Origin of the sequence: Paenibacillus sp. CAA11, assembly GCF_003060825.1 — a bacterium.
Lineage (GTDB): Bacteria > Bacillota > Bacilli > Paenibacillales > Paenibacillaceae > Fontibacillus.
The window spans coordinates 4,575,028-4,601,329 of the sequence record NZ_CP028922.1 but is presented as its reverse complement, the minus strand read 5'-3'; the positions used below and the strand labels follow the sequence as shown (position 1 = coordinate 4,601,329).

The window sequence follows — 26,302 nt, the reverse complement described above, 5'->3', positions numbered from 1 at the left end:
ATTAGCCCCATTGGTATGATCATAGCAAAGGCTGGCCGCATCCAAAGTGCAGCCAGCCTGGTTTGTTTTATAAGGCAGGTTATTAACTGGAGTAGATAGAGCAGTACATACGGTCAAAGTTCAAGTTGATGAGATCTTCCTTGCGAATAAATAGATGGATTACGCCGCTGTCCCACCATCTGAAGCCTACGTCATCATCGCTATCCAGCTCAAGCAGCATCAGCATATCCTGGATTTCCTGATCGGCCTTCTGTTCGTCTCCGTTAAAATGCTTTATCAGCTGTTTGCGTGCCTCTCCAGTATCGTACCCGTATTTCTTACCGGTATGGATTACGAGCGCAGCTTCATATTCATCATCCCCATGCTGCCCCTCCGGATAGCCGAACATGCGGCCAAGAACATCGTCCGGCTTGAACCGCATATCCTCAGCCATCGCTTCATAGTTCTCCATGGAAGTTTCGGTAGCTTCCAGCTCATCCACATCCTCATACGCATAGTTAGGAAATTCAATCTGCCCTATAGCATGAACCTCGAACGGGCTTGACTCCATTTCTTGAGTCTCCTCAAGGATCGTCTTCTGCTCGGGCTTGCGGTAGACAAGCTCAGCTGTCTCGGGCTGAGGAATGTAAATCACCTTATGCTCCACATCGTATGCAGGCTCATCGAGCCCTGCGAAGATGTAGAGAAGTCCTCGCTTTGGAAAAAACTCCGGCAGCGTCTCCGCTCCCGCCTCTTCCACCATCTGTGCGAAGTTCAGCTGGGCGAGCAAAGTCATAAGCTTGCCGTCAGACGTCTTAGGCCACTCTATTTCTGGCGGCAGATCAGGATACCCGCCGATTCGCGACTTTCCTATAGAGGAGGCCCCGGCTTGCCCCCGTTCAAGCTTCACTACCGGACGGCGATGCTGAAGCAGGTAGTCTTCCAGCTCTGTAATTTCATATTCAGCCAGCAGGCTGCGTACATAATCATCGTTATATTTGTAGGAGTTCTCCATCTAAGATGTCCCGCCTTTCCGAATATGTATTGGCCCTTGAGCCTATGACTATCATTGTGTGACCATCAGGCAGAATTTTCAAGTAGGGTTGATAGATGATCTGCCATAAAGCCGAGCGCCGAGTCTAAGCGGGAAATGAGAGATATTACTTGATGAGGAAGAGACATGAACCCTCTTGTGTTCCCCTCTAATCTTTGGGACAATAATAACATTGAATTTTAAAGTTCTTAGAAAGAGGGCAACTATGAATAAAACATCCATTTATGGATTAACCTTAGATCAATTAACAGCATGGCTGCAGGAACGGGGAGAGAAGAAATCTCGGGCACTATTGGTGTGGGACTATCTGTACCGGAGACGGGTGACGGCCTGGCAGGAAATGATAGACCTTCAACCCGAGTGTATTCAGCTGCTCTCAGATCACTTTGTGATTCAGACGCTGGGCGAGCATTTAAGACAGGAATCGGCGGACGGCACCATTAAATTTCTGTTCCGGCTGCACGATGGGCATTTGATCGAGACGGTGCTGATGCGTCATAAGTTCGGCTTATCGGTCTGTGTAACGACCCAGGTGGGCTGCAATATCGGCTGCAGCTTCTGTGCAAGCGGACTGCTGGCCAAGAGCCGTGACTTGACGAGCAGTGAGATCGTTGAGCAGATCATGAAGGTACAGCTGCATCTGGACCAGGCTCAGCCGGGCAAGCTGGTAAGCCATATTGTTGTTATGGGGATTGGCGAGCCGTTTGATAATTTTGAGAACCTGATCAGCTTCCTTCAGATTGTTAAAGATCATAAAGGCCTCGCGATCGGGCCAAGGCATATCACTGTCTCAACCAGCGGGCTGGTGAATAAGATCAAGGAGTTCGGGGATCTCAACCTGCGGGTGAACCTGGCCATCTCCCTGCATGCCCCAAATAATGAGCTGCGCACAAGTATTATGAAGATCAATCGGGCGCTCCCAATTGAGAAGCTGATGGATGCGCTTGATTATTATCTGGAGAAGACCAATCAGCGGGTGACGATTGAATACATCCTTCTGAAGGATGTCAATGATCGTACAGAGCATGCCCTGGAGCTTGCACAGCTGCTGGGGACGCTCCGGCGTCCGCTCGTGAACGTGAACTTGATTCCTTATAACCCGGTGGATGAGCATAGTCAATATCAGCGAAGTGAACAGGCTTCCGTGCTCGCCTTCTACGATGTGCTGAAGAAGCAGGGAATCAGCGTCAGTGTCCGGCTTGAGCACGGGGCGGATATTGATGCGGCCTGCGGGCAGCTCCGCAGCAAGCAAATGAGAAAAGAGGCATAGATAACATGATAACCTTCAAGAGTTATAGCGCTGAGTTGGTAAAAGACCCCTTCGGGATCCTCTCGGGCCAAAGATATGAATTTATCATTGATCTGGACATTCCAGAGGAAGATGAGCTTTATATGGAGAACGGAGTATATGCGAGGGTCGTTGTGAAGGAGGATGAAGGCGGGATCAGCATTATTAAATATGATCTGATGGAGCGTTCGACCGATAAGATGCTGGATTTTGACTTGGAAGAAGAGGAAGAGTCGGCGCTTGAGGCATTTTGCAAAGAGCATCTTCCCGGGGCGTAAAGCAGTCACGGAACATGAGGGAGTTTGGGGAACTGGAAAGTTAGTAAGTTAAATTAAATGCAATAAAAAATAAACCTAAATAATTAACCTAAATTATGTGAATGGATAAATTAATCATTTTATATTTTTTATTCATTCACATAATGGATTTTATGGAGAGATGCTTAGCGATGAGGAAAGTTCTAAAAGCCGTTTTTGCACTTGCATTAGTACCAACTTTGCTAACCGGATGCATTTATGCAGAGAATACAGTAACGGTACACTCTGATGGTTCTGGTAATGTAAAGCTTGTAGGTGGTTACTCCAAGGAAATTTTAAACAAGCTGGGGAAAACACCACAGGATTTTTCTAGCCATAGCAATAAATACTACGAGTTCGCGTCTGGTGGTAAAAAGTATCTTGGTGAGACATGGGAGGATGCATTTCGAGGTCCAGATGATATGAACGACTCAGGCGTAGGTGTCATCTCACAAGAAATAGGCCCAGTTAGTCTTGTTCCAGTTAAGGGTGGATTTTAACCTAGAATTAAAACTTTGGGACTCTGTCAGCAAAGACATGAAATATGAGCATAAGTTTCCTGAATTTAAAAATTTGTCTGACAAAACGTTACAAGGAATGACACTTCGTGACCTAATTGCTCAGGACGTAAAAGGGTTATCACTCAAGGCAATATTTAATATGCCATATGACGTAAAGCAAATTGCTGGAGGCAGCACTGGAGTAACTGTAAAGGGAAAATCAATCCATCTTGACTATCTGAAGATGATCAAGTCAGGCGGCCGTGAGTGGAAATTTGAATCATTAAAAAATGGGGGTAAATTCTCATTCTCTGATGTTAAAAGCAATTCCTGGTATTCGAAGGCTGTTAATGCAGTTTCAGAAGGCGGAATGTTTAGCGGATTTTCTGATGGTGCATTCAAACCCGACAAGGCCATGAGCCTTGCAGAATTATTTAAGGTTATTGCCATTGGATCAGGAGAGTTAAACTCCAACCATCCTGTATATTGGGCTGCGGGCTACGTTGCATTCGCTAAAGCTAACGGGCTTGTTCTTTCAGATGTAGAGGAAACATCAAAATACTGGGACACTCCAGCAACAAGGGAGCAAGCAGTTTATGCTCTTGCAGTGGCTGCAAATAATTTAGATAAGAAGGAAGTAAATGATACCATCAAAAGCGACAGCATTAAGGACTGGAACAGCATTGACTCTAGAATGAGAGAAATGATTCGTTTCGCATATAATGCAGGAATTGTTAGGGGAAACGAAGATGGGACATTTAACCCCAAGAGTAAAATTACCCGTGCAGAGATCTCTCAAATTCTATATAACATCAACTGGACAAAACCAAAGAAGTAATTAGATGATTATCCATGCTAAACTAAAGTACATAAGCCTCAATTTTGTAGACAAAATCACGGTTAAAATTCATGAGGTTTTAACCTACAGCTGTCCCCTCTGCTGAGAGGGGATTTCTTTGTGTATTTATATATCACTAAGATTTGTTCTGAATGTTGACGATTGTAATTTTAACCCATATTATTAAATTATATGTAACATTATCTTCCGATAGGATATGGAAAAGGTGGTGCCTGAATTTGATTTCTATACTCACAATACGTGAAGAAATGACAGATTATTTGAGAACTCACAGATTAACGATTACTCAATTCTCTAAGATTTCAGGCATAAATTCCGGTACCCTAAGCCGTATTTTAAGCGGGAGCAAGCCGATCTCAATGGAGCAGCTTGAGCGGATTACCTTCGCTATGGGTTTGGAAGAATCGCATTTTTTCAGCAGTTACATTGATGAGTGCTTCTCATTTTCTGCACCCAATTGGAGAAGACTCAGGCCGTTTTTATTAAGATGCGCTGAACTGAACCGGCTGGACTGCATTGAGCAGGTTGTAGATAACCTGCTGGATAATTTAGCTTATGCTCCGTCCTTATTCGAAGTTGCAGAGGAGTTATTTGAACAGAAGAAATACGAAGCGGCGGCCCTACTCTATAAGGGGGTGAGCGCCAGTGAGAAATACCAGCATTCGGAGAGGCTGGCTCTGTGTCAGTATCGATTGTTTGTTACTACATTGGGCGGCGACTTGGATGCCAACTTGGAAGCGGCCATTTTGTTTGAAGCCTATGTGGATCGGCTTGATGAATTAGATCAATTGGAAGCACTCAGGCGGTTAGCCCACGTGTTTGGGGCCGCACACAAATGGAAAAAGGTAGAACAACTTGCTCGGAAATTACATAAAATTGCAACCATACAGTATAAATATGAGGTTAACTCAGGTGCGGGTAATCAAGGGGAACGGCGACCTAAGAAACCAGTATATTATTATATCTTCTATGCGCTGCTTACCCTTTCTGTAGTATGTGAAGAATGCGGTCAATATGAGCAGGCAATGCATTATGCTGCATTGTACGCTGATTCCAGCTGGGTGCGTGAAGATACAGAAGAATCGAAGCAAATTATCAGACAGTTTCAGGAGTGGGCTGTTGCAAATACCTATATTTATCGACTATTAGCAGGAGATATGAAAATGCTCACTGAATATGTTAATTATCTTAACTGCCATGAGGAAGAGGTGTTTACAGGACTTTGTAGCATTGTCCAAGCCGCTAATCTCTATGGGCACAACATTGATGACATTTTAGAGCGTTTTTCATCCTTTGTTCCATATTCAATTCACCAAAGTGAATTTGGTGGATATAGTAAACCTATTATCATGGACCAAACTGCACAATTCCTAAGTGACTTGGCAGCTTATCAATTACATAATAATCGTCATGAAGGCATAAGTTTAATTTTACAGGGATTAGATTTATCCATCAAAATCAACAGTGAAAAGAATATTATTAGATGTATGGCATTATTTGAAAAGTATAGAGGTATCTCGGAGGATAAGGAAAAAGAAAAATTCAAAAGCTTAGTAAATGAGGTGGAAAGATTAAATGAGGAAAAAAATAATTTCTTTGTTAGCTCTATTTAGTTTTATTCTTGCTATTAATGTACCATTAACAGTTACAAATCATTCTGGACAACTAATAAGCGTTATGAGTCATGGTTGGGGGACAGGGGAAGATTAATGCTATTAGTTTTCAGTGTCCAGTTGATTTTAATGTTGAAATGAATCTAGATCAATTGCATTAGCCAGCCTATAGTGCTGGCTTTTTTTGTGTCAGTTAAGAGACCACGTATATACTGCATGGAATGAAGTAATCCGGGTGAGGCTAAAGGGGATGCTAGCCGGGCTTATCGCTCCCTTTTTACTGGTTATTAGGCATTAGCTGTGAATATAGGTTAGAATATAAGTAAAGAAAGAAGCAGAGTGGGAGTGTAAATATGGCAAATGAAGAAGAAGTACTGTTAACCAAGGAAGGCTTGGCCAAGATCGAGGAAGAGCTCAAAGAGCTGAAGACGGTGAAGCGCAAAGAGTTGGCAGAGCGTCTTAAGGTAGCCATCAGTTATGGCGATTTGAAGGAGAACAGTGAGTATCATTCTGCGAAGGATGATCAGGCCTTCATGGAGACGCGGATTCTGCAGCTGGAGAAGATGCTCCGCAACGCTAAGGTTGTGGATGCGGGCAGCCTGAATCTCAATAAAGTAAGCGTAGGCTCTGTAGTCGTGCTGAACGACATTGAGTTTGCCGAGAAGGTAGAGTATCAGATTGTAGGACCGGCTGAAGCAGATGTAGCCAACAATAAGCTGTCTTATGAGAGTCCGCTGGGCAAGGAGCTGCTCGGCAAAGAAGTCGGCAGTAAGATCGAGGTTGAGGCTCCGGCAGGAATTATTAAATATGAGCTGTTGGAGATCAAGTCGCTCTAGAATTCCATAAACATAAGAAATCCCCTTACATGAATTGGTGTAAGGGGATTTCTTATGTTTGACTGTTAGATTGAGCTCTTCCTACGGGTAAGGATCAGAAATGCCCCCGCGATGATCAGTATAGAAGCAATGACAGGCTGGCTGCCAGCAAGGCTGCCAAAGACCGCTCCGATGGAGAAGATTGCGAAGAATAACAAGGATAGTCCTGTCAGAATGTTAATGGGAATCAGCAGCCATTTGTTGCGTCCGCCGAACCAGTACAGTTCGAACAAGCCTGCTGCCGGAGCAAAAATAAATCCGGGCCACATGATGCCCCAGCTGTCAAACAGCATGGCGATCTGACACACAATCGCTACAGCAAGCAGCACCCCTCCCGGAACTAGTACACCTACCCCGCGCCGTCCAAGAACCCCAAAGTACAACCAATGAAAGAAGATACTCACCGGCAGTATAAACAAGCTTGGCCAGAAGTAAACGAAGATACTGCCAGTGCTGAAGTGTAAATCCCCTCTGATAAACAAAAAAGCACCTAAAAGAATCAGAATAGGACCGATTAGGATGTTTCGATTCACTCTCAACATGCTCACTCCTCATGTTCACGTTCAAATTTCCTTCAGCATACCACGCCCCACAGGAAATGTCTTCATCCGCAGGAAGTGGCTTCAAGATCAGTCTCCAGACCGATGGCATACCGGCTGTAATATGCTGGGCGGCACGGCAGGAATAATTTCTGGTTTCCAAGTCATACTAACCCATAATCATCCAATCTAGGAGGGGTTAGGGTGCATAGACCCGTGGAAGCCTCGGAAGAGCAGAAGCATCTTGTGTCAGAACTGGGGACGAATCTCGGCCATATCCGCAATCAGTTGGGCAATAGCAGTGATCTGATGATCAAGGAGCTCAAAAGCCTGCAGCAGTGGCCCTCTGCGCTTATATATCTGGATGGGCTGATCGACAATCAGCTGCTTCATGGCTCGATCTTGCATTCCTTAATGACGAGCGAGCCGCCAGGCAGCTGCGGGGACGGTGAGCAGCGGCTGGTTTGCTTGCAGGAGCAGGTGCTTGTAGCTGCAGATACGGGCAGCTTCACTTCCATGGAGGAGCTGTTCAACCGCCTTCTCTCAGGCCATATCATTCTTCTTCTAGAAGGGATGGATAAGGGGCTGTGGATCGGTGCGGCGGGATGGGAAGATCGGAGTGTAAGTGAGCCGCAAACCCAGACGGTGGTGCGTGGGCCGATGGAAGGATTCACAGAGAATCTGCGCAAGAACACCTCGCTGCTTCGCAAGCGAATCCGCGATCCTCATCTGTGGATAGAAACCCGTAAGATCGGGCAAATGACGCAGACGAATGTAGCCATTATGTACATCAAGGGAACAGCGGATGAAGGCATTGTAAAGGAATTACATTCAAGACTTGACCGGATTGACATGGACGGTATCCTGGAGGGCGGTTATATCGAAGAACAGATTCAGGATGGGCAAAGGACTTTATTTCCCACGGTTTATAATTCGGAACGTCCAGACACGATAGCTTCAGGGCTGCTTGAAGGCAGAATTGCCATACTGGTGGATGGGACGCCCTTTGTGATGTTGATCCCGGCCTTGTTTGTACAGTTCCTTCAGGCTGCCGATGATTATTATCAGCGAACCTATATCAGCAGTTTATTACGCCTTCTGCGTTACCTTGGCTTTTTTATTGCAATGCTGGCACCTGCGCTTTACATTGCTGTCTCAACCTTTCATCAGGAAATGCTACCGACGAACCTCCTAATCAGCATCGCTTCCCAGAGGGAAGGGGTCCCTTTTCCCGCCTTTATCGAAGCGCTTCTGATGGAGGTTACCTATGAGATTTTGCGCGAAGCAGGGGTGCGGATTCCGAAGACGATTGGCCAAGCCGTCTCGATTGTCGGCACACTGGTTATCGGGCAAGCAGCCGTAGAGGCGGGAGTCGTCTCGGCGGCAATGGTCATTATCGTGTCGATCACGGCCATATCGAGTTACGTCATTCCAGAGAATGATCTGACGGTTGCCGTACGGATCTTAAGATTTGGTTTCATGTTTCTGGCAGGTTCGTTTGGACTTCTGGGCATTCTGCTGGGGCTGCTTGCCATACTGCTTCATTTAACAACTTTATGTTCATTCGGTGTACCTTATATGAGCCCTTTCGGGCCATTTATTGCACCAGATATTAAGGATAGTCTTTTTCGCCTTCCTTGGCCGAAGCTGAAAACCCGGCCGAACCCTAAGTATGTGGCCGACACAGTAAGGCAACAGCCCCGCAAACGGGTAATTCCGAAGCGCTCAAAAAAGGGAGACAGCGGCAGATGAAATCAAAGTTGTGCATCATTCGATTGGTTATTGTAATGGGCCTGTTGTCCATCACGCTGTCCGGCTGCTGGGACCGCAAAGAGTTGAATGAGTTAGGGATTGCTGTCGCTCTAGGGATCGACATGGACGGGGAGGACATCCGAGCTTCAACGCAAATCGTGGTACCGTCGGAGGTAGCCTCTAAGTCAACATCAGGTAAAGGAGGGGCAGCGGCTGTTGTCTTCGAAGCGAAGGCGCCGACCTTGTTGGAAGCTGTACAGAAAATGACCGTGGACAGCCCGCGCCGCATATACCTATCGCATATTCGTATGCTCGTCATCAGTGAAGAGTTCGCGCGTAAGGGCATCGCCGAGATCGTAGAGACATTAATCCGAGAACCCTCTGTTCGTTCAGACTTTTATATTGTCATTGCCAAAGGATGCAGGGCTGAAGAGATCCTTAAAATTATGACGCCAATTGAGCGGATTCCAGCCAATAAACTATTCTTCTCGCTAAGTGAATCTTCTGCAATCTGGGCTCCAACAACCAAGGTAACTGCAGATGAGCTGATGGATATCCTGCTGGATGAGGGGATTCATCCGGTCTTAACAGGAATTGAATTACACGGTAATGCCAAGACAGCCGAGGGGATAGGAGAGGATAATATTAAGCCGGCTGTACCTCTGGCCAGGCTGCAGTACAACAGCCTTGGCGTCTTTAAGAACGACAAGCTCATAGGCTGGCTAGATGAGGAGGAGAGCAAGGGAGTTAATTACATCCGCAACCATGTGGATACGACCGTTGGCTATGCGGATTTGCCTGAGGGAAGAGTGACGCTGCGCATCTTGGATAGCTCTACCCAGTTAAAGGCTCTTATAGAAGATGGTGCTCCCAAAATCAAAATCAGCGTATCCAATAAAGCTGTGCTGTCAGAGATCCGTTCTCCCAAGGTGAAGCTCGGAAGCTCTGAAGATATCCGCAGGATTGAAGCCGCCAATAATGAACGGCAAATCGAAATTTTGCAGGAGGCCGTACAGACCGTCCGCGATAAATTCAAGGTCGATATTTTTGGATTCGGCAATCAGATTTACCAGACGAATCCGAAGGTTTGGAAGAAGCTGGCCCCCAATTGGGACAAGATGTTCTTGGAAGTGCCTGTTGAATATACGGCCCGGACAAAGGTCGATAAAGTGGGCACGATGCTGGATACGTATCAGGAGAAAATGAAGGAGTAATTGAACATGATAACGGCCTTGGTGATTATCGTTGCCCTAGCTATTGCGATTAAGGAGGTGCCTTCCTTATTTCGGACAAGAAAATGGAGGGATATTGCGGTCTTCTTGGTGATGCTTACAGGGGGAACCATATTCAGCAGCATGGCAGTCCAGATGAAGCGGATGACCAGTCCGCTCAAAATCATTGAAATCATCTACGGCCCAATAAACGGCTTGTTCACCAAGTGGTTTGGCTGATGGGAGAAGGGGCTGAAGTGATGCTGGAGAAGGAGAAAATCAGTGCCAGGCAGCTGGCAACGCTTATTTTCCTATGCGGAATGGGCGATATGTTTCAGCTGTTTCCGGGCGCGATTACCCCGATTGCTCACCAGGACAGCTGGATCGCTTCTTTGATCAGCATTCCTTGCGGGGTGTTAACGGTATGGATTCTGCTGCAAGTGCATGCTGCTCATCCGGAGCTGTCCTTGATCGGACTATCCAAGCATATTTTGGGGAGATGGCTTGGCGGAGTGGTGTCCCTCTGGTATTTATTCTATTTTCTAATGGTCTCGTCCTATCTGCTTCGGGAGATGGGCGATTTCCTGACGACACAGATCTTCTTGAAGACACCGCTGCAGGTCATCCATCTGCTGTTTATCCTACTCATTGTAGGGGCCTTAATCGCAGGGCTTGAGGCGGTGGGGCGAAGCAGCGAGATCATTCTGCCGATATTTCTTCTGTTTGTCCTGATTCTAATGGTGTGTCTGCTCCCCAAATTGGAATTCAAGCATCTGCGTCCCATGGGGGAAAATCCGCTCGGATCCATTATTCAAGGCAGCCTGCTGGCTTCCATGTATCCATTTGCCCAAATGTCCGCATTTCTTATGGTCCTGCCGAATGTGAACTGGAAGTCTAAATACAAGAGGGATACCCTGTTGGCAGCGGCCTGTGTGGGAAGCCTGCTGTTCTGCTTACTGGTCATTTCTCTGCTCGTTATGGGGACGCAGATGACAGAGGTGAGTGTCTATCCTACCTACGTTTTGTCCCAAATTATTAACATCGGTAACTTTGTACAGCGGATTGAGGCGATCATGGCTATTGCCTATCTCACGGCGAGTTATCTGAAGTCGGTGATCTTTTGTTATGCCTTTGTCAAAGGGGCTGCCGAGCTCTGTGGGTTGGATCAATATAGAAAGCTGGTACTTCCGGCCGGTATGCTGGTGTTCGGTATGGCGGTTCTGATTGCGCCTGATGTCATTTATTATCTCAAAACCATCGTAATGCCCTGGGCGTATTGGGATCTGACCAACGGCGTACTTCTTCCCCTCTTGTTATTGGGGGCTTATGCCGTGAGAAAACGCTGGAGGAAACGGCAAGCTTGAAAGGAATAGCAGGATTAGGAGGCGGGAAGGTGACAGATGGCAACATATCGGTAAGGCAGCTCGGAAGCCTTATCTTCTTATGTTATATCGGAGATATGATCTTGTTGTTCCCTTCTACCATCGCGGGAATGGCAGAGCAGAATGCGTGGATCTCCTGCTTGCTGGGGATTCCGGGCGGACTTGCTGTAATTTGGCTGCTGCTCAAAGTAAGCTCGCTCTATCCTGAAATGTCTTTAGTGGAGATGAGCCGCAGCACTATGGGGAAATGGCTGGGAACCGCCGTATCGCTATGGTATATGTATTATTTCCTCATAAGCTCTGCCTATTTGGTACGGGAGATGGGTGATTTCATGACGACCATGATTTATATCCAAACCCCACTTCCTGTCATCCATCTGCTGTTCGTGCTAGTTATTGTGCTGGCACTGCTTGTGGGTCTGGAGAGCATAGGCCGCAGCAGTGAGATCGCTCTCCCTCTGTTTATACTGTTTGCTGCCATTCTCATTGTTTGCTTGGCTCCTAAGGTGGATCTTCACCATCTTAGGCCATTTGGGGAAGGCGGAATGCGGTCCACTCTTTATGGGCTCCTGTTTACTACCGGCTACTCGTTTGGGGAGATGTGTGTATTCCTCATGATTCTTCCCTCTGTACGCAGGAAGCCCCATATGAATCGGGAGATTCTCTTAATTACAGGACTCTCAAGTCTTCTGCTTTGTTTGATTGTGTTTATGTCCTTGTCGGTGATGGGGGCTTCACTGACTAAGCTCACCGTGTACCCCACCTATTTTCTTGCCCAGTTGATTAACATTGGGAACTTTGTTCAGCGGATTGAGGCGATTATGGCTACGGCCTGGCTGCTGACAATCTTTTTCAAGACGGTTATTTATATGTATGCATTTACGAAGGGCTGTGCCCAAACTTTCGGCTTGCGAAACTTCCATTCCTTAATCCTTCCTGCGGGGTTGCTGCTGTTCGGTCTGGCTATGGAGGTCTCCCCGAATGTGGAGTATTACTTAAAGACGATTCTGCCCTACTGGATCGGCTGGGACACGACGAACGGGATCATTCTTCCGCTTCTTCTTCTGATTGTCTACGGCGTTCGCAAAAAATGGACCCAGTCACATTCTTTATAGCCTGGCTGCTCCATCTCCTATAAAATGGAATCATAATTCCATTTAGAAGGAGGAGCGCGCTTGCTATGAAAAATCTGCTCATCGTTGAAGATGACCGCAGTTTGAATAGAGGAATCGCCTTAACCCTTGCACAGAGCGGCCTGCATACCTGGCAGGCTTACAGTATCGCTGAGGCAGAGCAGCTGCGGAATGACCTGAGGATTGACCTCATCCTACTGGATGTACATTTGCCGGATGGAAGCGGCCTGGATTATTGCGAGAGGATTCGGAGGGGCTCCAGGGTGCCGATCATTTTTCTCACCGCCAACGATATGGAGGCAGATATTGTGAGCGGCTTCGAACTTGGCGGTGATGACTACATCACCAAGCCGTTCAGCTTAATGGTGCTTCGCGCCAGGGTCATGGCCGTCCTGCGGAGGACGGATTCGGGCGGAGAGCATCAGTATGCGATAGACCGTCTGAGCTTTGATTTTGCGAAGATGGAGTTCTGCAAGGATGGGGAACAGCTCGTATTAAGCCGCACGGAACAGAAACTGCTTCGAATGCTGGTAAGTCATGCGGGAAATATTCTGTCCAGAGAGCAGCTGATGGACAAGGTCTGGACCCAAGACGCAGAGTTCGTGGACGAGAATGCCCTGACAATGGCGATTAAGCGTCTGCGGGCCAAGCTGGAGGACAAGCCATCCTCCCCGAAGTATATTAAGACCATATATGGCCTGGGCTATATGTGGGCGGAAGGAAATAATCATGAAAATTGAACAGGATCGCAAGCTTACACGGGCGGTCATCATTTCAGCAGTGGCTCTGCTGATCTTGACCAGCGCATTTATAGCGGTTGTATATTGGCTGAGGGGCTTTGATCCAGCCCTGCTGTGGATTTCCTGCGCCTATATGCTTGCGGTGCTCCTGCTAGGCGGATGGCTGTTCAGCCGCCTGAAGCAGAGCATGTCAGTGGTCTTCGACAGTATAGAGAGCATCGTAACCTTGGCTATGGACGGGAGAGAGCTGGCTGCTACTTATGAGGAGAACCGTCTGTCCTCATTGCAGCATAAGCTGACCCGGTATATTCGCCTTTCACAGGCGAACGGGCAGACCTTGCAGCAGGAGAAGGACCGGATTAAGGAGCTCATCTCGGATATTTCCCACCAGACTAAGACACCGCTGTCCAATATCATGCTGTACAGTCAGCTGCTTGCAGAGCTTCCCCGTCTGGACCTGGAAGCGCAGGAGCTGGTGTCGAGCATTCAATCTCAATCGGACAAGCTGAAATGGCTGATTGAATCCTTGATTAAGCTATCGAGGCTTGAAGCGGGCATTATCTCGCTTCATTTGGAGGCCGCACCTGTGATTCGGACGGTTCAGCAAGCGGTATCTGCGATGTACTCTATGGCGGAGAGCAAAGAGATCCAGGTGGAGGTTATTTGTGATCCAGGAATCCAGGCGCTGCACGATGTGAAGTGGACTGGCGAGGCCCTGTTCAACCTCCTGGAGAATGCGGTGAAGTACACGGATCAGGGGGGCGTTATTCGAGTCTCGACGTTCAGCAACGAGATGTTTACACGCATTGACGTAGAAGATACAGGCATCGGAATCGGCGAAGAGGAGCTTCCTTATATCTTCAAGAGATTCTACCGGGGCCAGAATGCTTTGGACCGGGAAGGCGTAGGCATCGGCCTGTTCCTGGCCAGGGAGATTGTGATGACCCAAGGGGGACATATCAAGGTGTTCTCCAAGCTGGGTCAGGGAACCAAGTTCTCCGTTTTCCTCCCGCAAATCTGATTATGTCTAATCCGTTAGTTTTGGGACAGGGCTCAGTTAGATTTGTTTGTTACTTTTGAAGAAGTAACCATTACTTAAGAGCCGGGGGGAAGCGAAAGTTGCCTATTTTGAAGATGGAGCATTTGAAGAAATACTATGGAAACGGCGAGCAGATGGTCAAGGCGCTGGATGATGTGTCGCTGGAGGTGGAGCAGGGCGAGTTCGTAGCCATCGTAGGTACCAGCGGCAGCGGCAAGTCTACGCTCCTGCATATGCTGGGCGGGCTGGATCGCGCGACAGAGGGCAAGGTTTATGTGGATGACCATGATATCTTTGCTATGAATGACGATAAGCTGACGATCTTTCGGCGCAGGTCGGTGGGCTTTGTCTTCCAGCATTACAATCTGGTACCGATCTTGAATGTGCTGGAGAATATCGTGTTGCCGATTGAGCTGGACGGCGGCACGCTGGATAAGAAATACCTGGATACGATTATTCAGGCTTTGGGTCTGCAGGGAAAGCTCCACAGCCTGCCCTCTAATCTGTCCGGCGGCCAGCAGCAGCGCGTGGCCATTGCGCGAGCGCTGGCAACCAAGCCTTCGATCATTCTGGCGGATGAGCCGACAGGCAACCTGGACAGCAGGACAAGCCAAGAGGTGCTCATCCTGCTGAAGCAGATGAGCGAGCGGTTCCACCAGACCATTGTGATGATCACGCATAATGAGGAGATTGCCCAGACGGCTGACCGGATCATCCGGATTGAGGACGGCCGGATCGCCTCGTCCGGGAAGCTGGGGGCCGGAGGTAGGAGCCAATGATTAAGACCAACAATCGTAAGGCGATCTTCCGGCTGGCTGGGAAGAGTCTGAAGGCAGGCCGCCTGCGCAGCGTGATGATCATCTGCGCCGTGGTGCTGACCACGCTGCTGATCACCTCTGTATTTACCATGGCCCTCAGCATTAACAAGTCTATGGAATATGCACAGATGAAGACGATCGGGTCGGATTTTCATGGAGCATATAAATATTTATCTCCGTCAGAGGTAGAGAAGCTGAAGAAGCACCCGTCCATCCGAGAATATGGGGTATCCACTATGGTAGGCAGGGTGCATGACGGAAAGTTCAAGCACCAGCCCATGGAAGTGCTTCATGTTGATGAGAATCAAGCCAAGCATAGCTTTGTTCATTTTATTCAAGGCGGGTTGCCCAAGGCTGAGAACGAGGTCGTTCTCAGTACCTGGGTACTGGATAAGCTCGGCGTTCAGGCTAAGCTTGGCGAGCCGGTAAAGCTGAACGTCGATACAGATGAGCAGGTCATCTCCTATGAATTTGTTCTGTCCGGGTATTATGAGTCAGACGAAAATTTGTCCATGTCCGGCTTAGCTTACGTCTCAGAGCCTTTTGCCAAGAAATACATCTCGCATATCGATCCGGCTGTATCCAAGGCGCAAAATTCCTATGTGAACACCTCCCAGCTAAGCGTTATGCTTGACAGCCCTCTCCATATTGAGGAGAAGCTGAACAAGATACTGACCGATACGGAGCTCAAGGCTGAGATTGGGGTGAACTGGGCCTATACAGCGAATAAGTTCTCTGATCGTCTGCTCGATTTGCTGCCTTATATGGCTATCATTCTAATTATCATGCTGAGCGGATACTTGTTAATCTATAACATCTTCTATATATCTGTGGTGAGGGATGTCAAATTCTACGGGCTGCTCAAGACGATCGGCACGACACCCCGTCAGCTGCGCAGGATCATCATGATCCAGGCAAGACTGCTCTATGCTGTGGGCCTTCCCGTCGGGCTTCTCCTGGGATATGCAATCGGCCGCTGGATTACACCCATGATTAACGATGGCTTTCTTGGCGGCTCTGCGGAGCCTGTCTACTCGGTGAGCCCGCTAATCTTCATCGGCGCAGCCTTGTTCTCTTACCTTACCGTCTGGATTGCTGCCCGCAAGCCGGGCAGAATCGCTGGACGTATTGCCCCTGTAGAAGCGGTCAAATTCGCCGGGGTTCAGGGCGGGAAGAAGCGCGCGAAGCGCTCGGAGCATGGCGCGAAGCTATACCGCATGTCCTTGGTGAACCTGCTTCGCAGCAAGAAGAAGCTTGTGCTGATGCTGTCTTCACTGAGCTTGAGCATTATATTATTCACTTTGATCTATACCGTCATATCTTCACTGAACGTTAATAAATATTTAAACTCCTATATCGCCGGAGACTTTCTGATTAAGAATAATTCGGTGGTCTTAGAGCAAGGAGAGCGAGCGGGTGATCCCCGTCAGTTGTCCGAAACTTTTACGGATCAATTGAGCGAGATTGACGGAGTCCGCAGTGTGGACAATGTGTACTTCAAACCGACAATTTACCCGATGGACGAGAAGGTCCGGGCTGCCTTAAAGCCGCTTGAGGCTGAAATTAACAGTTTAAATGACCCCTATATGAAGGAGTTCCTCGCTAAGGGAAAGGTGGATGTGGATTTGTATGGCATCGACCCCGGCTGGTATGAGATGCTTCAGCCTGATGACATTGTAGAGGGTTCCTTCGATAAGCAGAAGTTTGCCTCCGGCCGCTATGTTCTGATTGCGGAATCCCTCTTGGGAAAAGAGGATCAGTACACCAGGTATTACCACCCGGGGGACAAAATCACGTACCCATTCCTGGGAACAAGCTATGAGGTCATGGCTGTCGTGAAATACAACGCTTTCTATGCTGCAACGACACATAGGTTCTCGGCTACAGGATACAACGCCTTTCTTCCTGCATCAGAGCTCCGTCAGAATCCTTCACTGTCAGGGGATCAGGCTCCATGGATTCTGTCCTCTACCATTCAAGCCGATCCGGCTAAGCTGGATGCCGTGAACCAGAAGCTGCGGTCGGTCACGCATGGGATAGATGACTGGACCTTGAAATCTAGGGAGGAGTACAGAGAGGAGCTGGGGGGCTTTATCCGTATTTTTCAGACAGTAGGCTATGGCCTTAGCTTGGTCATCGCTCTCATCGGGGTGCTGAACTACATCAATACCGTTCTTACCGGCGTAATCTCCCGCCGCAGTGAGTTCTCCATCTTGGAGAGCATCGGCATGACCAAGGCGCAGCTGAAGCGAATGCTGGTCTATGAGGGACTCTATAATGTGCTGTTCACCATGCTGATCGTCTCAACGCTCGGCGTTCTGATCACTTACAGCATCGCCAAGATGCTGGCGGAGAATATGGCTTTTACCGTGTTCCATATGAGCGCAATACCTTTTGTAGCAGTTATTCCCGTTCTGATCATTATTGCTTACGTGGTAACTACAGGGGCTTACAGAATGCTGACCAAGTCTACGATTGTCGAGAGATTAAGAGAAGTGGAATAGCGGCAAGGCTGGTCCATGTAGGGGGATAGACAGAATCGTAGTCAGGGGAAGAATAACAGCTCCCATAGCATCGGGAGCTGTTATTTGCTGTGAGGAAGCTGGCCGCTTGCAAATAACCGCTGAATCTCCTCGTAGGCCTCCGGGGTGCCTATATCGTAGATTTCTCCCTCTGCCCTATAAGCCATAACTTCCTGGCGGCGGTATAGCCATTCGGGGAAGCGGCTCGGCGAATCGGCAGAATGCCCCTCGGCCAGGTAGGTTCGAAACAGCGGGAGGGTTTCTTTTTTATATAAATACAAGGCATATACGCCCAGATTGGACTTCGGAACAGCCGGCTTCTCTTCGAAGGAGATGACGCGGCTCTTCTCATCCAGCTCGGCTACGCCGATGCTCTGCAGCTCCTGCTCATCCTCTGTGACCTTCACCAGAATGCAGTCTCTGTTCATTTTATAGAAATATTCAATGAATCCGCTTAGTCCGAACGTAAACAAGTTATCTGCTGCCATTACCAACAGATCGTCTTGCAGCTGCAGCTGCTCCTGTTCCAGAACATACTGAATATCTCCGATGGCCCCCAGCTTATCGTCTACAGATTGGGTGCCGTCATCTATAATTTTGAGGTCTTTGCCCATCTGCCTGCGGTCAGCCCAATCGACGAAGGCTCCATAATACTTATGGTTTGTTACCAGTACGATTCCTGTGATGCCATCGACCTCTTCCAGCCGATCTATGATATAGTCCAGCACGGCTTTGCCTTGATGAACCGGAAGCAGCGCTTTGGGCTGGTTCAGGGTTAGGGGATATAGTCTCGTTGCGTAGCCTGCGGCAAGAATCAAGGCTTTCATAAGGACGCCTCCTGTTCTGTTTCTTGGAGTGACATAGGTTTTTTTAGTTGTAGTATAGCGTATTCCCTTCTAATATTGTAGGCTGCCAGTCCAGGAAGGGGATATAGCCTAGACCCAGGTTGGAAAAACATGACATAATGGAACTGTTATACAAGAACTAAAGGATATCGGGGGCGCTGGTGAATGGGTGTGCAGCAGGTATTAATCGTGGATGATGATCGGGATATTGTTAATTTGATCGGGGAGTATTTAAGTCTGGAGGGTTATGCTGTGCTTACAGCCCTCAGCGGGCAAGAAGCTCTGGAGCTGCTGAATACCCGTGCAGTTGACCTAGTGGTTCTCGATCTTATGATGCCCCGAATGGATGGCTTCGAGGTCTGCCGAAGAATTCGGGAGAGCAAGGACATTCCCATTCTGCTGTTAAGCGCTAAATCTACGGATATGGATAAAGTGGTAGGACTGCGGACAGGGGCGGACGATTACATCGTGAAGCCCTTCAGCCTGATTGAATTGGCGGCGCGGGTTGAAGCCCAGTTAAGAAGATACAGCTATATGACGGACCGACACACGCAGCAGCAGGCAGAGACTATACATTATCATGGCCTTCGGATTGAAGAGGCGGCTCGAAATGTATTTCTGTATGATCGGAAGATTAAGCTGACTCGGACAGAGTATGATATTCTGCTGCTGCTTGTGAAGAATGCCGGCAGGGTGTTTTCGCTGGAGGAAATCTTCGAGCGGGTATGGGGAGAACGATCCCTGGAAGGCAGCGCAAGCACAGTCATGGTTCACATTGCCAGGCTGCGCGAGAAGATTGAAGAAGACTCCAGAAATCCGAAGGTGATCTTGAATGTGTGGGGGGTTGGCTACAAGGTTGAAAAAGACAACAAGCATCGGATTTAAGCTGCTGCTCATGCTGATGGCCTCCATCTTCTGCACGGCTGCCTTTATCATGATCGTACAGATGGTGCTGCTGCCGCTTGCGGGGCTATCGCGCGAGCGGTTAAGCCAGCTGGAAGAGACTTACGCCTTCCTGTACTCTGTTGTATTCCTTGGAATGACCGTGCTGATCTTCATGCTGCTGTCGCGCCGTATCATCCGCCGGATCACAGCTGTAAATCAGGCGGCCAGCCAAGCGGGCAGCGGAGACTTTGACGTCAAGTTGTTCGATCCGGTTCAGGATGAGATTGGGGAGCTGACCACAAGCGTGAATCAGATCGTGCAGCAGATGCGGGAGACGCTGGACAGCCAGAAGCGGGCCGAACGGATGAAGCATGAGATGATTACTCATATCTCCCATGACCTTCGGACCCCGCTGACCTCACTGCTGGGCTATCTTGATCTGCTGGAGGCTTCCGGGGGAGACGCCCAGACTGCTGCACGGTATGTGCAGATCGCGCAGCGCAAGGGCGAAGAGCTGAAGAGCCAGGTTGAGAGTATGCTGGAATACTGCCACTTGCACTTTAGTGATATCAAGCTAAGTTTGGGGCAAGTGGATGCCGAGGCGCTAATCCGGCAGGTGCTGATCGACTTTGTGCCTCAGCTGGAGGCGGCGGGGATGCGCTTTGATCTGGAGTGTACTGCGGAGAACCGGGGTCTAGAAGCGGATATTTCGCTGCTGGTGCGCTGCCTGCAAAATATCATCCGCAACAGCATCGCTTACGGCAGTACAGGTGGTCGCTTAAGTCTTCGAATTTATAGCGAGGGGATGTATCTTCATATAGATATTAAAAATTACGGCGAGCCTATATCCCCTGAAGACCTGCCTTTTTTATTTGAGGAGCTGTACCGTGCCGAGAGATCAAGGAGCAGCGATACGGGGGGCAAGGGCATGGGGCTTTCGATTGCCAAGCGGATTATGGAGCTGCATCATGGCCGCATTTCGGTGAGAAGCAGCGCGGAAGAAACGGTGTTTACGTTATCCCTGCCAAGGACACAAGCGGATGGAACAGATGGGAGTTTAGAAGGGTAAGCTCCGCTCTTTAAATCTTTAGTAAGTTGTAAGTATTTCTCGAGTAAGCTGTAAGCTCCTTCTTCTACACTAAGGGCAGATTTGTAGAGGAAGGGGTTTTTTTGTATGCTGCGGATTTGGAGGAAATGGAGAGGATCTCGGCTGCTATTGCTGATCCTGGCTGTAGTATTGATCGTAGGGTGGGGCAACATTTACGTTGTAAAGGGCGCATGGGGCGTTGCCAGCTGGTGGTTCCTCATGGCCTTCGGCGCCTTCGGGCTGCTGTCTGCCATCATTGCTGTGTGTGCCTTGATTCGGACGGCTTATATAAGAAAACGGCTGGCGCCGATCTGGTCTGCGGTGCTGATCTTATCCTTGGTTGCTGCGTGGCCGCTCTTTTGGCTGCTCGGCCTTTGGCAAATAGCCTATCCGGCTGACTTAAGCAAGATGAGCCCGGCCGTATCGGTCCGTCTGCCGCTGGACGAGCATGTACTGGTTGGATGGGGCGGAGACACGCTGAAGTCGAACTATCCGCATGTGGTAGTTCCGAGCGAACGCTGGGCTTATGATCTGCTGGTGCAGCCAGCCGGAACGGGGAGTCAGCGGCTAGAGGACTATGGCATTTATGGCGCAGAGGTGTTCGCACCAGCGTCCGGGACTATTGTGGGAGCCTCTGATAAAGAGGAGGATCACAGACCCGGAACGGATGAGCATGATTCTATGCCAGGCAATCATATTTATATTCGTCTCGATGAGACAGGGACCTATTTGGTCTTAGCTCACCTTATGAAGGGCTCGATTAAAGTACAGGTGGGCGACCATGTAGCAGAGGGTGACTTGTTGGCTAAGGTCGGTAACTCCGGAAGCTCCAGCGAACCGCACCTGCATATCCATCATCAGCGGCAGGACCCGTCCAGCACAAGTATGTTCTTGTCAGAAGGGCTGCCTCTATATTTCCGTGACATTGAAGGGCCGTCTATGCCAAAAGGCGGGATGCGGTTAGAACATGGCAAAGAGGTTCCGGCTGGGGATAAAATTTATAACACTTTGCCTTGGTCCAAGCATTAGCAGGTTCCCCTTAAAAGGCGCGCCCGAATTTTTTTCATTAAAATTTGAATTTAGCTTTGTATATCCAACTTCCCCCATGTATAATTGAGGTAATCACATGTTAATACGAACGGTACGCTATTAATTTGGGTTTATTATTCGCATATCAGGGGGAGAGGACATTGGCAAAGGATCAATCGTTATCCATCAAAAAGGTGGTTGCTATCGGGATTGGATCAGCATTATTCGTAATATTGGGGAGGTTCGGCTCTATTCCCTCCGGTATTCCGAATACGAACATTGAGACAACCTATGCGGTGCTTGCGCTGTTCGCTCTGCTGTATGGTCCGGTTACCGGGCTGTTAATCGGGCTGATCGGGCATACGCTGAAGGATGCTATTTTTTATGGGTCGCCCTGGTTCAGCTGGGTGATCGCATCGGCAGCAGTGGGACTGATCGTCGGGTTGTTCTCAAGCAGAATCCGCATTCATGATGGGGAGTTCGGGAACAAGGAAATCATCCGATTTAATCTCGGGCAGATTGTAGCTAATGCTCTAGCGTGGTTCCTAATCGCGCCAACGTTCGATATCCTGATCTATGCGGAGCCGGTCAACAAAGTCTATACTCAGGGGCTGATCGCCGGAATATCTAACATGGTTACGGTGGCCATTCTAGGAACCCTGCTTGCCCTTGCTTATTCCAAGACAAGAACGAAGCGCGGCAGCTTGAAGCGGGAGCTGAACTAGGGTCTTGGGGAATGTTGTTATGCATGCAAAAAAAGTCGGTGGGTCCCACCGGCTTTCTCTTTTTTTTTATCCAACAAACCATGAATAAGGAAGATTCAACTATGAAGAAGGCTGTCATCGAATTTAATCACTTCGGGTTTCAGTACCGGGCCCAGTCAGAGCCGACGCTTCACGATATTGAGCTGACGCTGTATGAAGGGGAGAAGGTGCTGATCGTCGGGCCGTCAGGATCGGGCAAGAGCACGCTTGCACACAGCTTGAACGGTCTGATTCCATTTTATTACCCTGGGGAGATCACGGGTTCTCTTAAGATTCTGGGTGAAGAGCTTAAGGATTCAAGCATTTCCCGGTTGTCGGAGAAGGTGGGTACCGTGCTGCAGGATCCGGATGGTCAATTCGTCGGCTTAACGGTGGCAGAGGACATTGCCTTCAAGCTGGAGAATGACGCGATTTCCCAGGAGGAGATGAAGCGGCGGGTTGCAGAGGCAGCCCATGCAGTGGACATCCAGCAATATTTGGGGGCGTCTCCGCATGCCTTGTCCGGCGGGCAAAAGCAGAAAACGACGCTTGGCGGAGTGCTTGTGAATGACGTGGATATTCTGTTGTTCGATGAGCCGCTGGCTAATCTGGACCCGGCTGCAGGGAAGAAGGCTATCGAGCTGATCGACCAGGTACATGAGGAGACGGGGAAGACCATCGTTATAATTGAACACCGACTTGAAGATGTGCTGCAGCAGCATGTGGACCGGATTGTGGTGGTGAAGCATGGGCGAATTGTAGCCGACATGTCTGCGGATGAGCTGCTAGTTACGGAAATTCTAAGCGAGACAGGGATTCGGGAGCCGCTGTATATCACGGCATTGAAGTATGCAGGCTGTACGATAACTCCCGATATGCATCCGGGACATGTGGATACGATTGAGCTTGAGGGCTGTAAAGATCGGCTGTACGAATGGCTTGAAGAGACGCCGGTACTAGAAGCTGAATCTGAGCAGCCGCCGATTCTGGAGCTTGAGGATGTCTCCTTCAGCTATGAGAAGGGGCACCCGATTCTTCGGGATATTGGCTTTCAGATTCGCCAGGGCGAGATGGTGAGTATTGTCGGACGGAATGGAGCAGGTAAATCAACGATTTCCAAGCTGATCTGCGGGTTTTATCGCCCTACATCTGGGCGCATGCTTTATAAAGATAAGGACCTGAAGGGCGATACGATTAAGCAGCGGGCAGAACGCATCGGCTTTGTGATGCAGAACCCGAATCATATGATCTCCAAGACGATGATCTTCGACGAGATCGCTCTTGGACTGCGTGTACGCGGAGTGAGTGAGGAGGAGGTTCAGGAGCGGGTACATGAAGTCCTTCGAGTCTGTGGACTTTATGCTATGCGCAATTGGCCCATTTCCGCACTCAGCTTCGGGCAGAAGAAACGGGTGACGATTGCCTCTATTCTCGTATTGCGCCCCGAGGTGATCATCTTGGATGAACCGACGGCGGGACAGGATTTCAAGCATTACAATGATATGATGGAGTTCCTGCGGGAGCTGAACTGCCAGGGCATGACCGTGATCATCATCACCCATGACATGCATCTCATGTTGGAATATACCCGCCGGACGATCGTGCTGTCTGAAGGCCGCAAGCTTGCGGATGCTCACCCGGCAAAGGTCCTTACTCTGCCGGAGGTGATGGAGGCGGCTAATCTGAAGGAAACTTCCATCGCCAGGCTGGCTCAGCGGGTCGGCATCGGCGATGCTCAGCAATTGATGCACAGGTTCATCGATCAGGACAGGAGGGTTCGCAGCTCATGAAGGTAAATATGTTGACGTACTCGGATCTCGACTCTCCTGTACATCGTCTGACAGGGGTAACAAAGCTGCTGTTCTTCATCATCTGGTCGGTGACAGCTATGATTACGTATGATACCCGCAGCTTGGCTGTCATGCTGGTCATCAGCCTGATTATCCTAAAAGTATCTAAAGTGAAGTTCAGCGACTATTCATTCATACTCTATGTCATTCTGTTCTTCTTCTTACTGAATCACATTGCAATCTATCTCTTCTCCCCGCATGAAGGCGTACAAATTTACGGAACCCGCCATGAGCTGTTCCATATTGTGGGCTGGTATGATGTGACCTGGGAGCAGCTCTTCTATCAGCTGAACATCACGCTGAAATACATCGTTGTCATTCCAATGGCTCTGCTGTTCATCCTGACGACCGATCCGAGCGAGTTCGCCGCCTCCTTGAACAAGATCGGTGTCAGCTACAAGATCGCCTACTCTGTCTCGCTGGCGATGCGCTATATTCCGGATGTGCAGCGTGACTTTCAGAACATCTCCTTCTCGGCCCAGGCTCGCGGGATTGATATCTCCCGGAAGGAGAAGCTGCCGAAGCGGCTGAAGAATATTGTCTCGATCCTCATGCCGCTCATTCTGACGAGCGTTGACCGGATCGAGAAAATCAGTGCGGCCATGGAGCTTCGCGGCTTCGGGCATGGCCGCAAGCGGACCTGGTACAGCTTTCGCCGCTTTTCACGGGGAGACTATGTCGCCCTTGCGCTCATTCTGGGGATTGCCGTGGCCTCAATGGGACTCACCTTCTCTAACGGCTCGAGGTTCTACAACATATTTAAATAGCGGTCTGATTTAAAGCGTTATTTTCTTAGAGCAGGACTCACACTGATTCCTTGTGCAGTGAGGGCCCTGCTTGTTTTTTATCCTCGTACATACCATAAATTACTAGTAGGACTTTTCCTTACGTCGCTTTATGATAACGTCACTGGGTTGATCTGCTTCTGTTCAGGAATGGCAGGCAGGCGGACAAGGGAGGAGCCTGTCTTCGGAGTGGAGCTATGCATTTGCTTCTTTTTAACGTCAATATTGCTTCTAAAGGTCCATTTTATGGAATGGGAAATGCGTTTAATGAATGACAAGGCGCTTATAGGCGAGAATCAGCTATATCTGATTTATCTAAGGAATTTTCATTCGGGGGAGCATGATTATGAAGAAGAAGGCGCTGCTGTATACCATTCTCGTATGTCTACCGCTGCTGCTCAGCACCTGTTCCAAATCCGATACGAATGCCAAAGCGCCAGTTGGGATAGATCTCCCGCCGAACCGCTACGGGAAGACGCTGGGCTATATTGCGCCGAGAAATGCAGTAGAGCAGTTCATAGCGAGGCGAATGTCAGGGGAGCATGGGGTCTATACCAATTATCTGGACACAGATCAAACCTCGGCAGCCGCTACAGGCCATGAGGTGCTTAGTGAATCGGCCGGCCTTCTCATGCGCTACGATGTCCTCGCGGGGCGTAGAGAAGCTTTCGGCAAAGACTGGGCCCTCGCCCGGAAGACCTTTGATCAGAATACGGGCTTCAGCTATAGATACAGCCCTAAGCAGGATAAGCGATACACCGTTAATGCAGCTGTAGATGATCTGCGCATCATTCGTGCGCTGTATGAGGCTGATTATGTGTGGCCTAAAGCGGGTTATGGCAATGAAGCGGATGGCTATGGCAAGCGATTCTATGAGCATAACGTTAAAGATAGCTATATGTACGACTTCTACGATGATCAATATCGGATGACAGGCCCTTCTATCACGCTGTGTTATATCGATTTAAGGACGCTAGGCATGCTGGATCTGGAGCAGGACGCGAAAGACAAGCTGTACTCCAATATGCTGAATATCGTTCGCGGAGGCTATTTGTCGGATGCCTTTCCCCTTTACGAGACCCGATATAACTATGATGCAAAGGCCTACAGCTCGGACCATATACATACCGTGGAGTCCATGCTTACGATTCTTGCACTAGCTGAGGTTGGGCAGCAGCAGGAGGCGAGCATCAGCTTCATTAAGGAGCAGGTCAAATCGGGCGCGCTTTATGGGGAATACACCAAGAAGGGGCAGCCGACAACAGACGTTCAGTCAACGGCGATCTACGCTATTGCAGCCATGATCGGCTCTGTGCTTTCAGACCAGGAGCTGTACGAGGACAGCATTAGGCGCATGTCCGCTTATCAGCTTCAGGATATGGGCAGCCCTTTGGATGGAGCCTTTGCGGATGGGAAGACGCAGCAGGCCTATTCCTTCGACAATTTGATGGCATTACTGGCTTATACCTATTAAGGAA

The 26,302-nt window shown here is 49.1% G+C and carries 25 protein-coding genes; 22 read left to right on the top strand and 3 right to left on the bottom strand.

Going from position 1 to position 26,302, the window contains the following annotated elements:
- Nucleotides 1-82 precede the first annotated feature (82 nt).
- On the bottom strand, nucleotides 83-994 hold the full coding sequence (locus DCC85_RS21470) for a YwqG family protein (RefSeq protein ID WP_108467400.1): 912 nt from the start codon (nucleotides 992-994) through the stop codon (nucleotides 83-85).
- 244 nt (nucleotides 995-1,238) lie between these two features.
- Between DCC85_RS21470 and rlmN the strand changes: the two genes are divergently transcribed.
- The 6 genes from rlmN to greA all read left to right on the top strand — a co-directional run bounded on the left by rlmN (nucleotide 1,239) and on the right by greA (nucleotide 6,425).
- Nucleotides 1,239-2,303 carry a dual-specificity RNA methyltransferase RlmN gene (gene rlmN, locus DCC85_RS21465; RefSeq protein ID WP_108467399.1) on the top strand — a complete coding sequence of 355 codons (1,065 nt, stop codon included), beginning with the start codon at nucleotides 1,239-1,241 and terminating at the stop codon, nucleotides 2,301-2,303.
- 5 nt (nucleotides 2,304-2,308) lie between these two features.
- Nucleotides 2,309-2,599 carry a DUF6509 family protein gene (locus DCC85_RS21460; protein ID WP_108467398.1) on the top strand — a complete coding sequence of 97 codons (291 nt, stop codon included), beginning with the start codon at nucleotides 2,309-2,311 and terminating at the stop codon, nucleotides 2,597-2,599.
- A 101-nt stretch (nucleotides 2,600-2,700) separates the two neighbouring features.
- Entirely contained in the window at nucleotides 2,701-3,117 is a 417-nt protein-coding gene (locus tag DCC85_RS21455) for a hypothetical protein (protein ID WP_159081947.1), read from the top strand.
- 37 nt (nucleotides 3,118-3,154) lie between these two features.
- Nucleotides 3,155-3,955, top strand: a complete 801-nt coding sequence (locus DCC85_RS21450) for an S-layer homology domain-containing protein (RefSeq protein ID WP_234414262.1) — start codon at nucleotides 3,155-3,157, stop codon at nucleotides 3,953-3,955.
- 239 nt (nucleotides 3,956-4,194) lie between these two features.
- The gene (locus DCC85_RS21445) at nucleotides 4,195-5,589 is read left to right on the top strand and encodes a helix-turn-helix domain-containing protein (RefSeq protein ID WP_234414261.1); all 1,395 of its coding nucleotides are present in this window, start codon (nucleotides 4,195-4,197) and stop codon (nucleotides 5,587-5,589) included.
- 353 nt (nucleotides 5,590-5,942) lie between these two features.
- Nucleotides 5,943-6,425 (top strand): transcription elongation factor GreA, encoded by a 483-nt coding sequence (gene greA / locus DCC85_RS21440; RefSeq protein WP_108467395.1) that lies wholly within the window; start codon nucleotides 5,943-5,945, stop codon nucleotides 6,423-6,425.
- A gap of 65 nt (nucleotides 6,426-6,490) precedes the next feature.
- Here the strand turns inward: greA and DCC85_RS21435 are convergent, their stop codons facing one another.
- Nucleotides 6,491-6,997: a hypothetical protein gene (locus DCC85_RS21435; RefSeq protein ID WP_108468002.1), complete on the bottom strand. Its 507-nt coding sequence runs from the start codon at nucleotides 6,995-6,997 to the stop codon at nucleotides 6,491-6,493.
- A 210-nt stretch (nucleotides 6,998-7,207) separates the two neighbouring features.
- Here DCC85_RS21435 and DCC85_RS21430 point away from each other — a divergent pair, with 210 nt between their 5' ends.
- The 9 genes from DCC85_RS21430 to DCC85_RS21390 all read left to right on the top strand — a co-directional run bounded on the left by DCC85_RS21430 (nucleotide 7,208) and on the right by DCC85_RS21390 (nucleotide 17,582).
- Nucleotides 7,208-8,755, top strand: a complete 1,548-nt coding sequence (locus DCC85_RS21430) for a spore germination protein (RefSeq protein WP_234414260.1) — start codon at nucleotides 7,208-7,210, stop codon at nucleotides 8,753-8,755.
- Nucleotides 8,752-9,969, top strand: a complete 1,218-nt coding sequence (locus DCC85_RS21425; RefSeq protein ID WP_108467394.1) for a Ger(x)C family spore germination protein — start codon at nucleotides 8,752-8,754, stop codon at nucleotides 9,967-9,969. Before DCC85_RS21430 ends, DCC85_RS21425 begins: the two co-directional genes overlap by 4 nt.
- A gap of 6 nt (nucleotides 9,970-9,975) precedes the next feature.
- Nucleotides 9,976-10,206: a hypothetical protein gene (locus tag DCC85_RS21420; protein ID WP_108467393.1), complete on the top strand. Its 231-nt coding sequence runs from the start codon at nucleotides 9,976-9,978 to the stop codon at nucleotides 10,204-10,206.
- A complete protein-coding gene (locus DCC85_RS21415; RefSeq protein WP_108467392.1) occupies nucleotides 10,206-11,330 on the top strand; it encodes a GerAB/ArcD/ProY family transporter in 1,125 nt (374 codons plus the stop codon). The genes DCC85_RS21420 and DCC85_RS21415 overlap by 1 nt, the downstream gene beginning before the upstream one ends.
- 29 nt (nucleotides 11,331-11,359) lie before the next feature.
- Complete coding sequence (locus DCC85_RS21410) at nucleotides 11,360-12,463, top strand: GerAB/ArcD/ProY family transporter (protein ID WP_159081945.1); 1,104 nt, start codon at nucleotides 11,360-11,362, stop codon at nucleotides 12,461-12,463.
- A 65-nt stretch (nucleotides 12,464-12,528) separates the two neighbouring features.
- Entirely contained in the window at nucleotides 12,529-13,221 is a 693-nt protein-coding gene (locus DCC85_RS21405) for a response regulator transcription factor (protein WP_108467390.1), read from the top strand.
- Nucleotides 13,211-14,242: a sensor histidine kinase gene (locus DCC85_RS21400; RefSeq protein ID WP_108467389.1), complete on the top strand. Its 1,032-nt coding sequence runs from the start codon at nucleotides 13,211-13,213 to the stop codon at nucleotides 14,240-14,242. Before DCC85_RS21405 ends, DCC85_RS21400 begins: the two co-directional genes overlap by 11 nt.
- 98 nt (nucleotides 14,243-14,340) lie before the next feature.
- The gene (locus tag DCC85_RS21395; RefSeq protein ID WP_108467388.1) at nucleotides 14,341-15,039 is read left to right on the top strand and encodes an ABC transporter ATP-binding protein; all 699 of its coding nucleotides are present in this window, start codon (nucleotides 14,341-14,343) and stop codon (nucleotides 15,037-15,039) included.
- Nucleotides 15,036-17,582 carry an ABC transporter permease gene (locus tag DCC85_RS21390; RefSeq protein ID WP_108467387.1) on the top strand — a complete coding sequence of 849 codons (2,547 nt, stop codon included), beginning with the start codon at nucleotides 15,036-15,038 and terminating at the stop codon, nucleotides 17,580-17,582. The genes DCC85_RS21395 and DCC85_RS21390 overlap by 4 nt, the downstream gene beginning before the upstream one ends.
- A gap of 80 nt (nucleotides 17,583-17,662) precedes the next feature.
- Here the strand turns inward: DCC85_RS21390 and DCC85_RS21385 are convergent, their stop codons facing one another.
- Nucleotides 17,663-18,427, bottom strand: a complete 765-nt coding sequence (locus tag DCC85_RS21385) for a nucleotidyltransferase family protein (protein ID WP_108467386.1) — start codon at nucleotides 18,425-18,427, stop codon at nucleotides 17,663-17,665.
- Nucleotides 18,428-18,610: 183 nt separating this feature from the next.
- On the opposite strand from DCC85_RS21385, the gene DCC85_RS21380 reads away from it, so the two are divergent.
- The 7 genes from DCC85_RS21380 to DCC85_RS21350 all read left to right on the top strand — a co-directional run bounded on the left by DCC85_RS21380 (nucleotide 18,611) and on the right by DCC85_RS21350 (nucleotide 26,298).
- Entirely contained in the window at nucleotides 18,611-19,330 is a 720-nt protein-coding gene (locus DCC85_RS21380) for a response regulator transcription factor (protein WP_108467385.1), read from the top strand.
- Nucleotides 19,302-20,399, top strand: a complete 1,098-nt coding sequence (locus DCC85_RS21375) for a sensor histidine kinase (protein ID WP_159081944.1) — start codon at nucleotides 19,302-19,304, stop codon at nucleotides 20,397-20,399. Before DCC85_RS21380 ends, DCC85_RS21375 begins: the two co-directional genes overlap by 29 nt.
- Before the next feature lie 114 nt (nucleotides 20,400-20,513).
- Nucleotides 20,514-21,446, top strand: a complete 933-nt coding sequence (locus tag DCC85_RS21370) for a M23 family metallopeptidase (protein WP_199910036.1) — start codon at nucleotides 20,514-20,516, stop codon at nucleotides 21,444-21,446.
- A 161-nt stretch (nucleotides 21,447-21,607) separates the two neighbouring features.
- Nucleotides 21,608-22,171, top strand: a complete 564-nt coding sequence (locus DCC85_RS21365; protein WP_108467382.1) for an ECF-type riboflavin transporter substrate-binding protein — start codon at nucleotides 21,608-21,610, stop codon at nucleotides 22,169-22,171.
- Nucleotides 22,172-22,272: 101 nt separating this feature from the next.
- Nucleotides 22,273-23,979 carry an ABC transporter ATP-binding protein gene (locus DCC85_RS21360; protein ID WP_108467381.1) on the top strand — a complete coding sequence of 569 codons (1,707 nt, stop codon included), beginning with the start codon at nucleotides 22,273-22,275 and terminating at the stop codon, nucleotides 23,977-23,979.
- The gene (locus DCC85_RS21355) at nucleotides 23,976-24,806 is read left to right on the top strand and encodes an energy-coupling factor transporter transmembrane component T family protein (RefSeq protein ID WP_108467380.1); all 831 of its coding nucleotides are present in this window, start codon (nucleotides 23,976-23,978) and stop codon (nucleotides 24,804-24,806) included. Before DCC85_RS21360 ends, DCC85_RS21355 begins: the two co-directional genes overlap by 4 nt.
- Nucleotides 24,807-25,170: 364 nt before the next feature.
- The gene (locus DCC85_RS21350) at nucleotides 25,171-26,298 is read left to right on the top strand and encodes a hypothetical protein (RefSeq protein ID WP_108467379.1); all 1,128 of its coding nucleotides are present in this window, start codon (nucleotides 25,171-25,173) and stop codon (nucleotides 26,296-26,298) included.
- The last annotated feature ends 4 nt before the right edge of the window (nucleotides 26,299-26,302 follow it).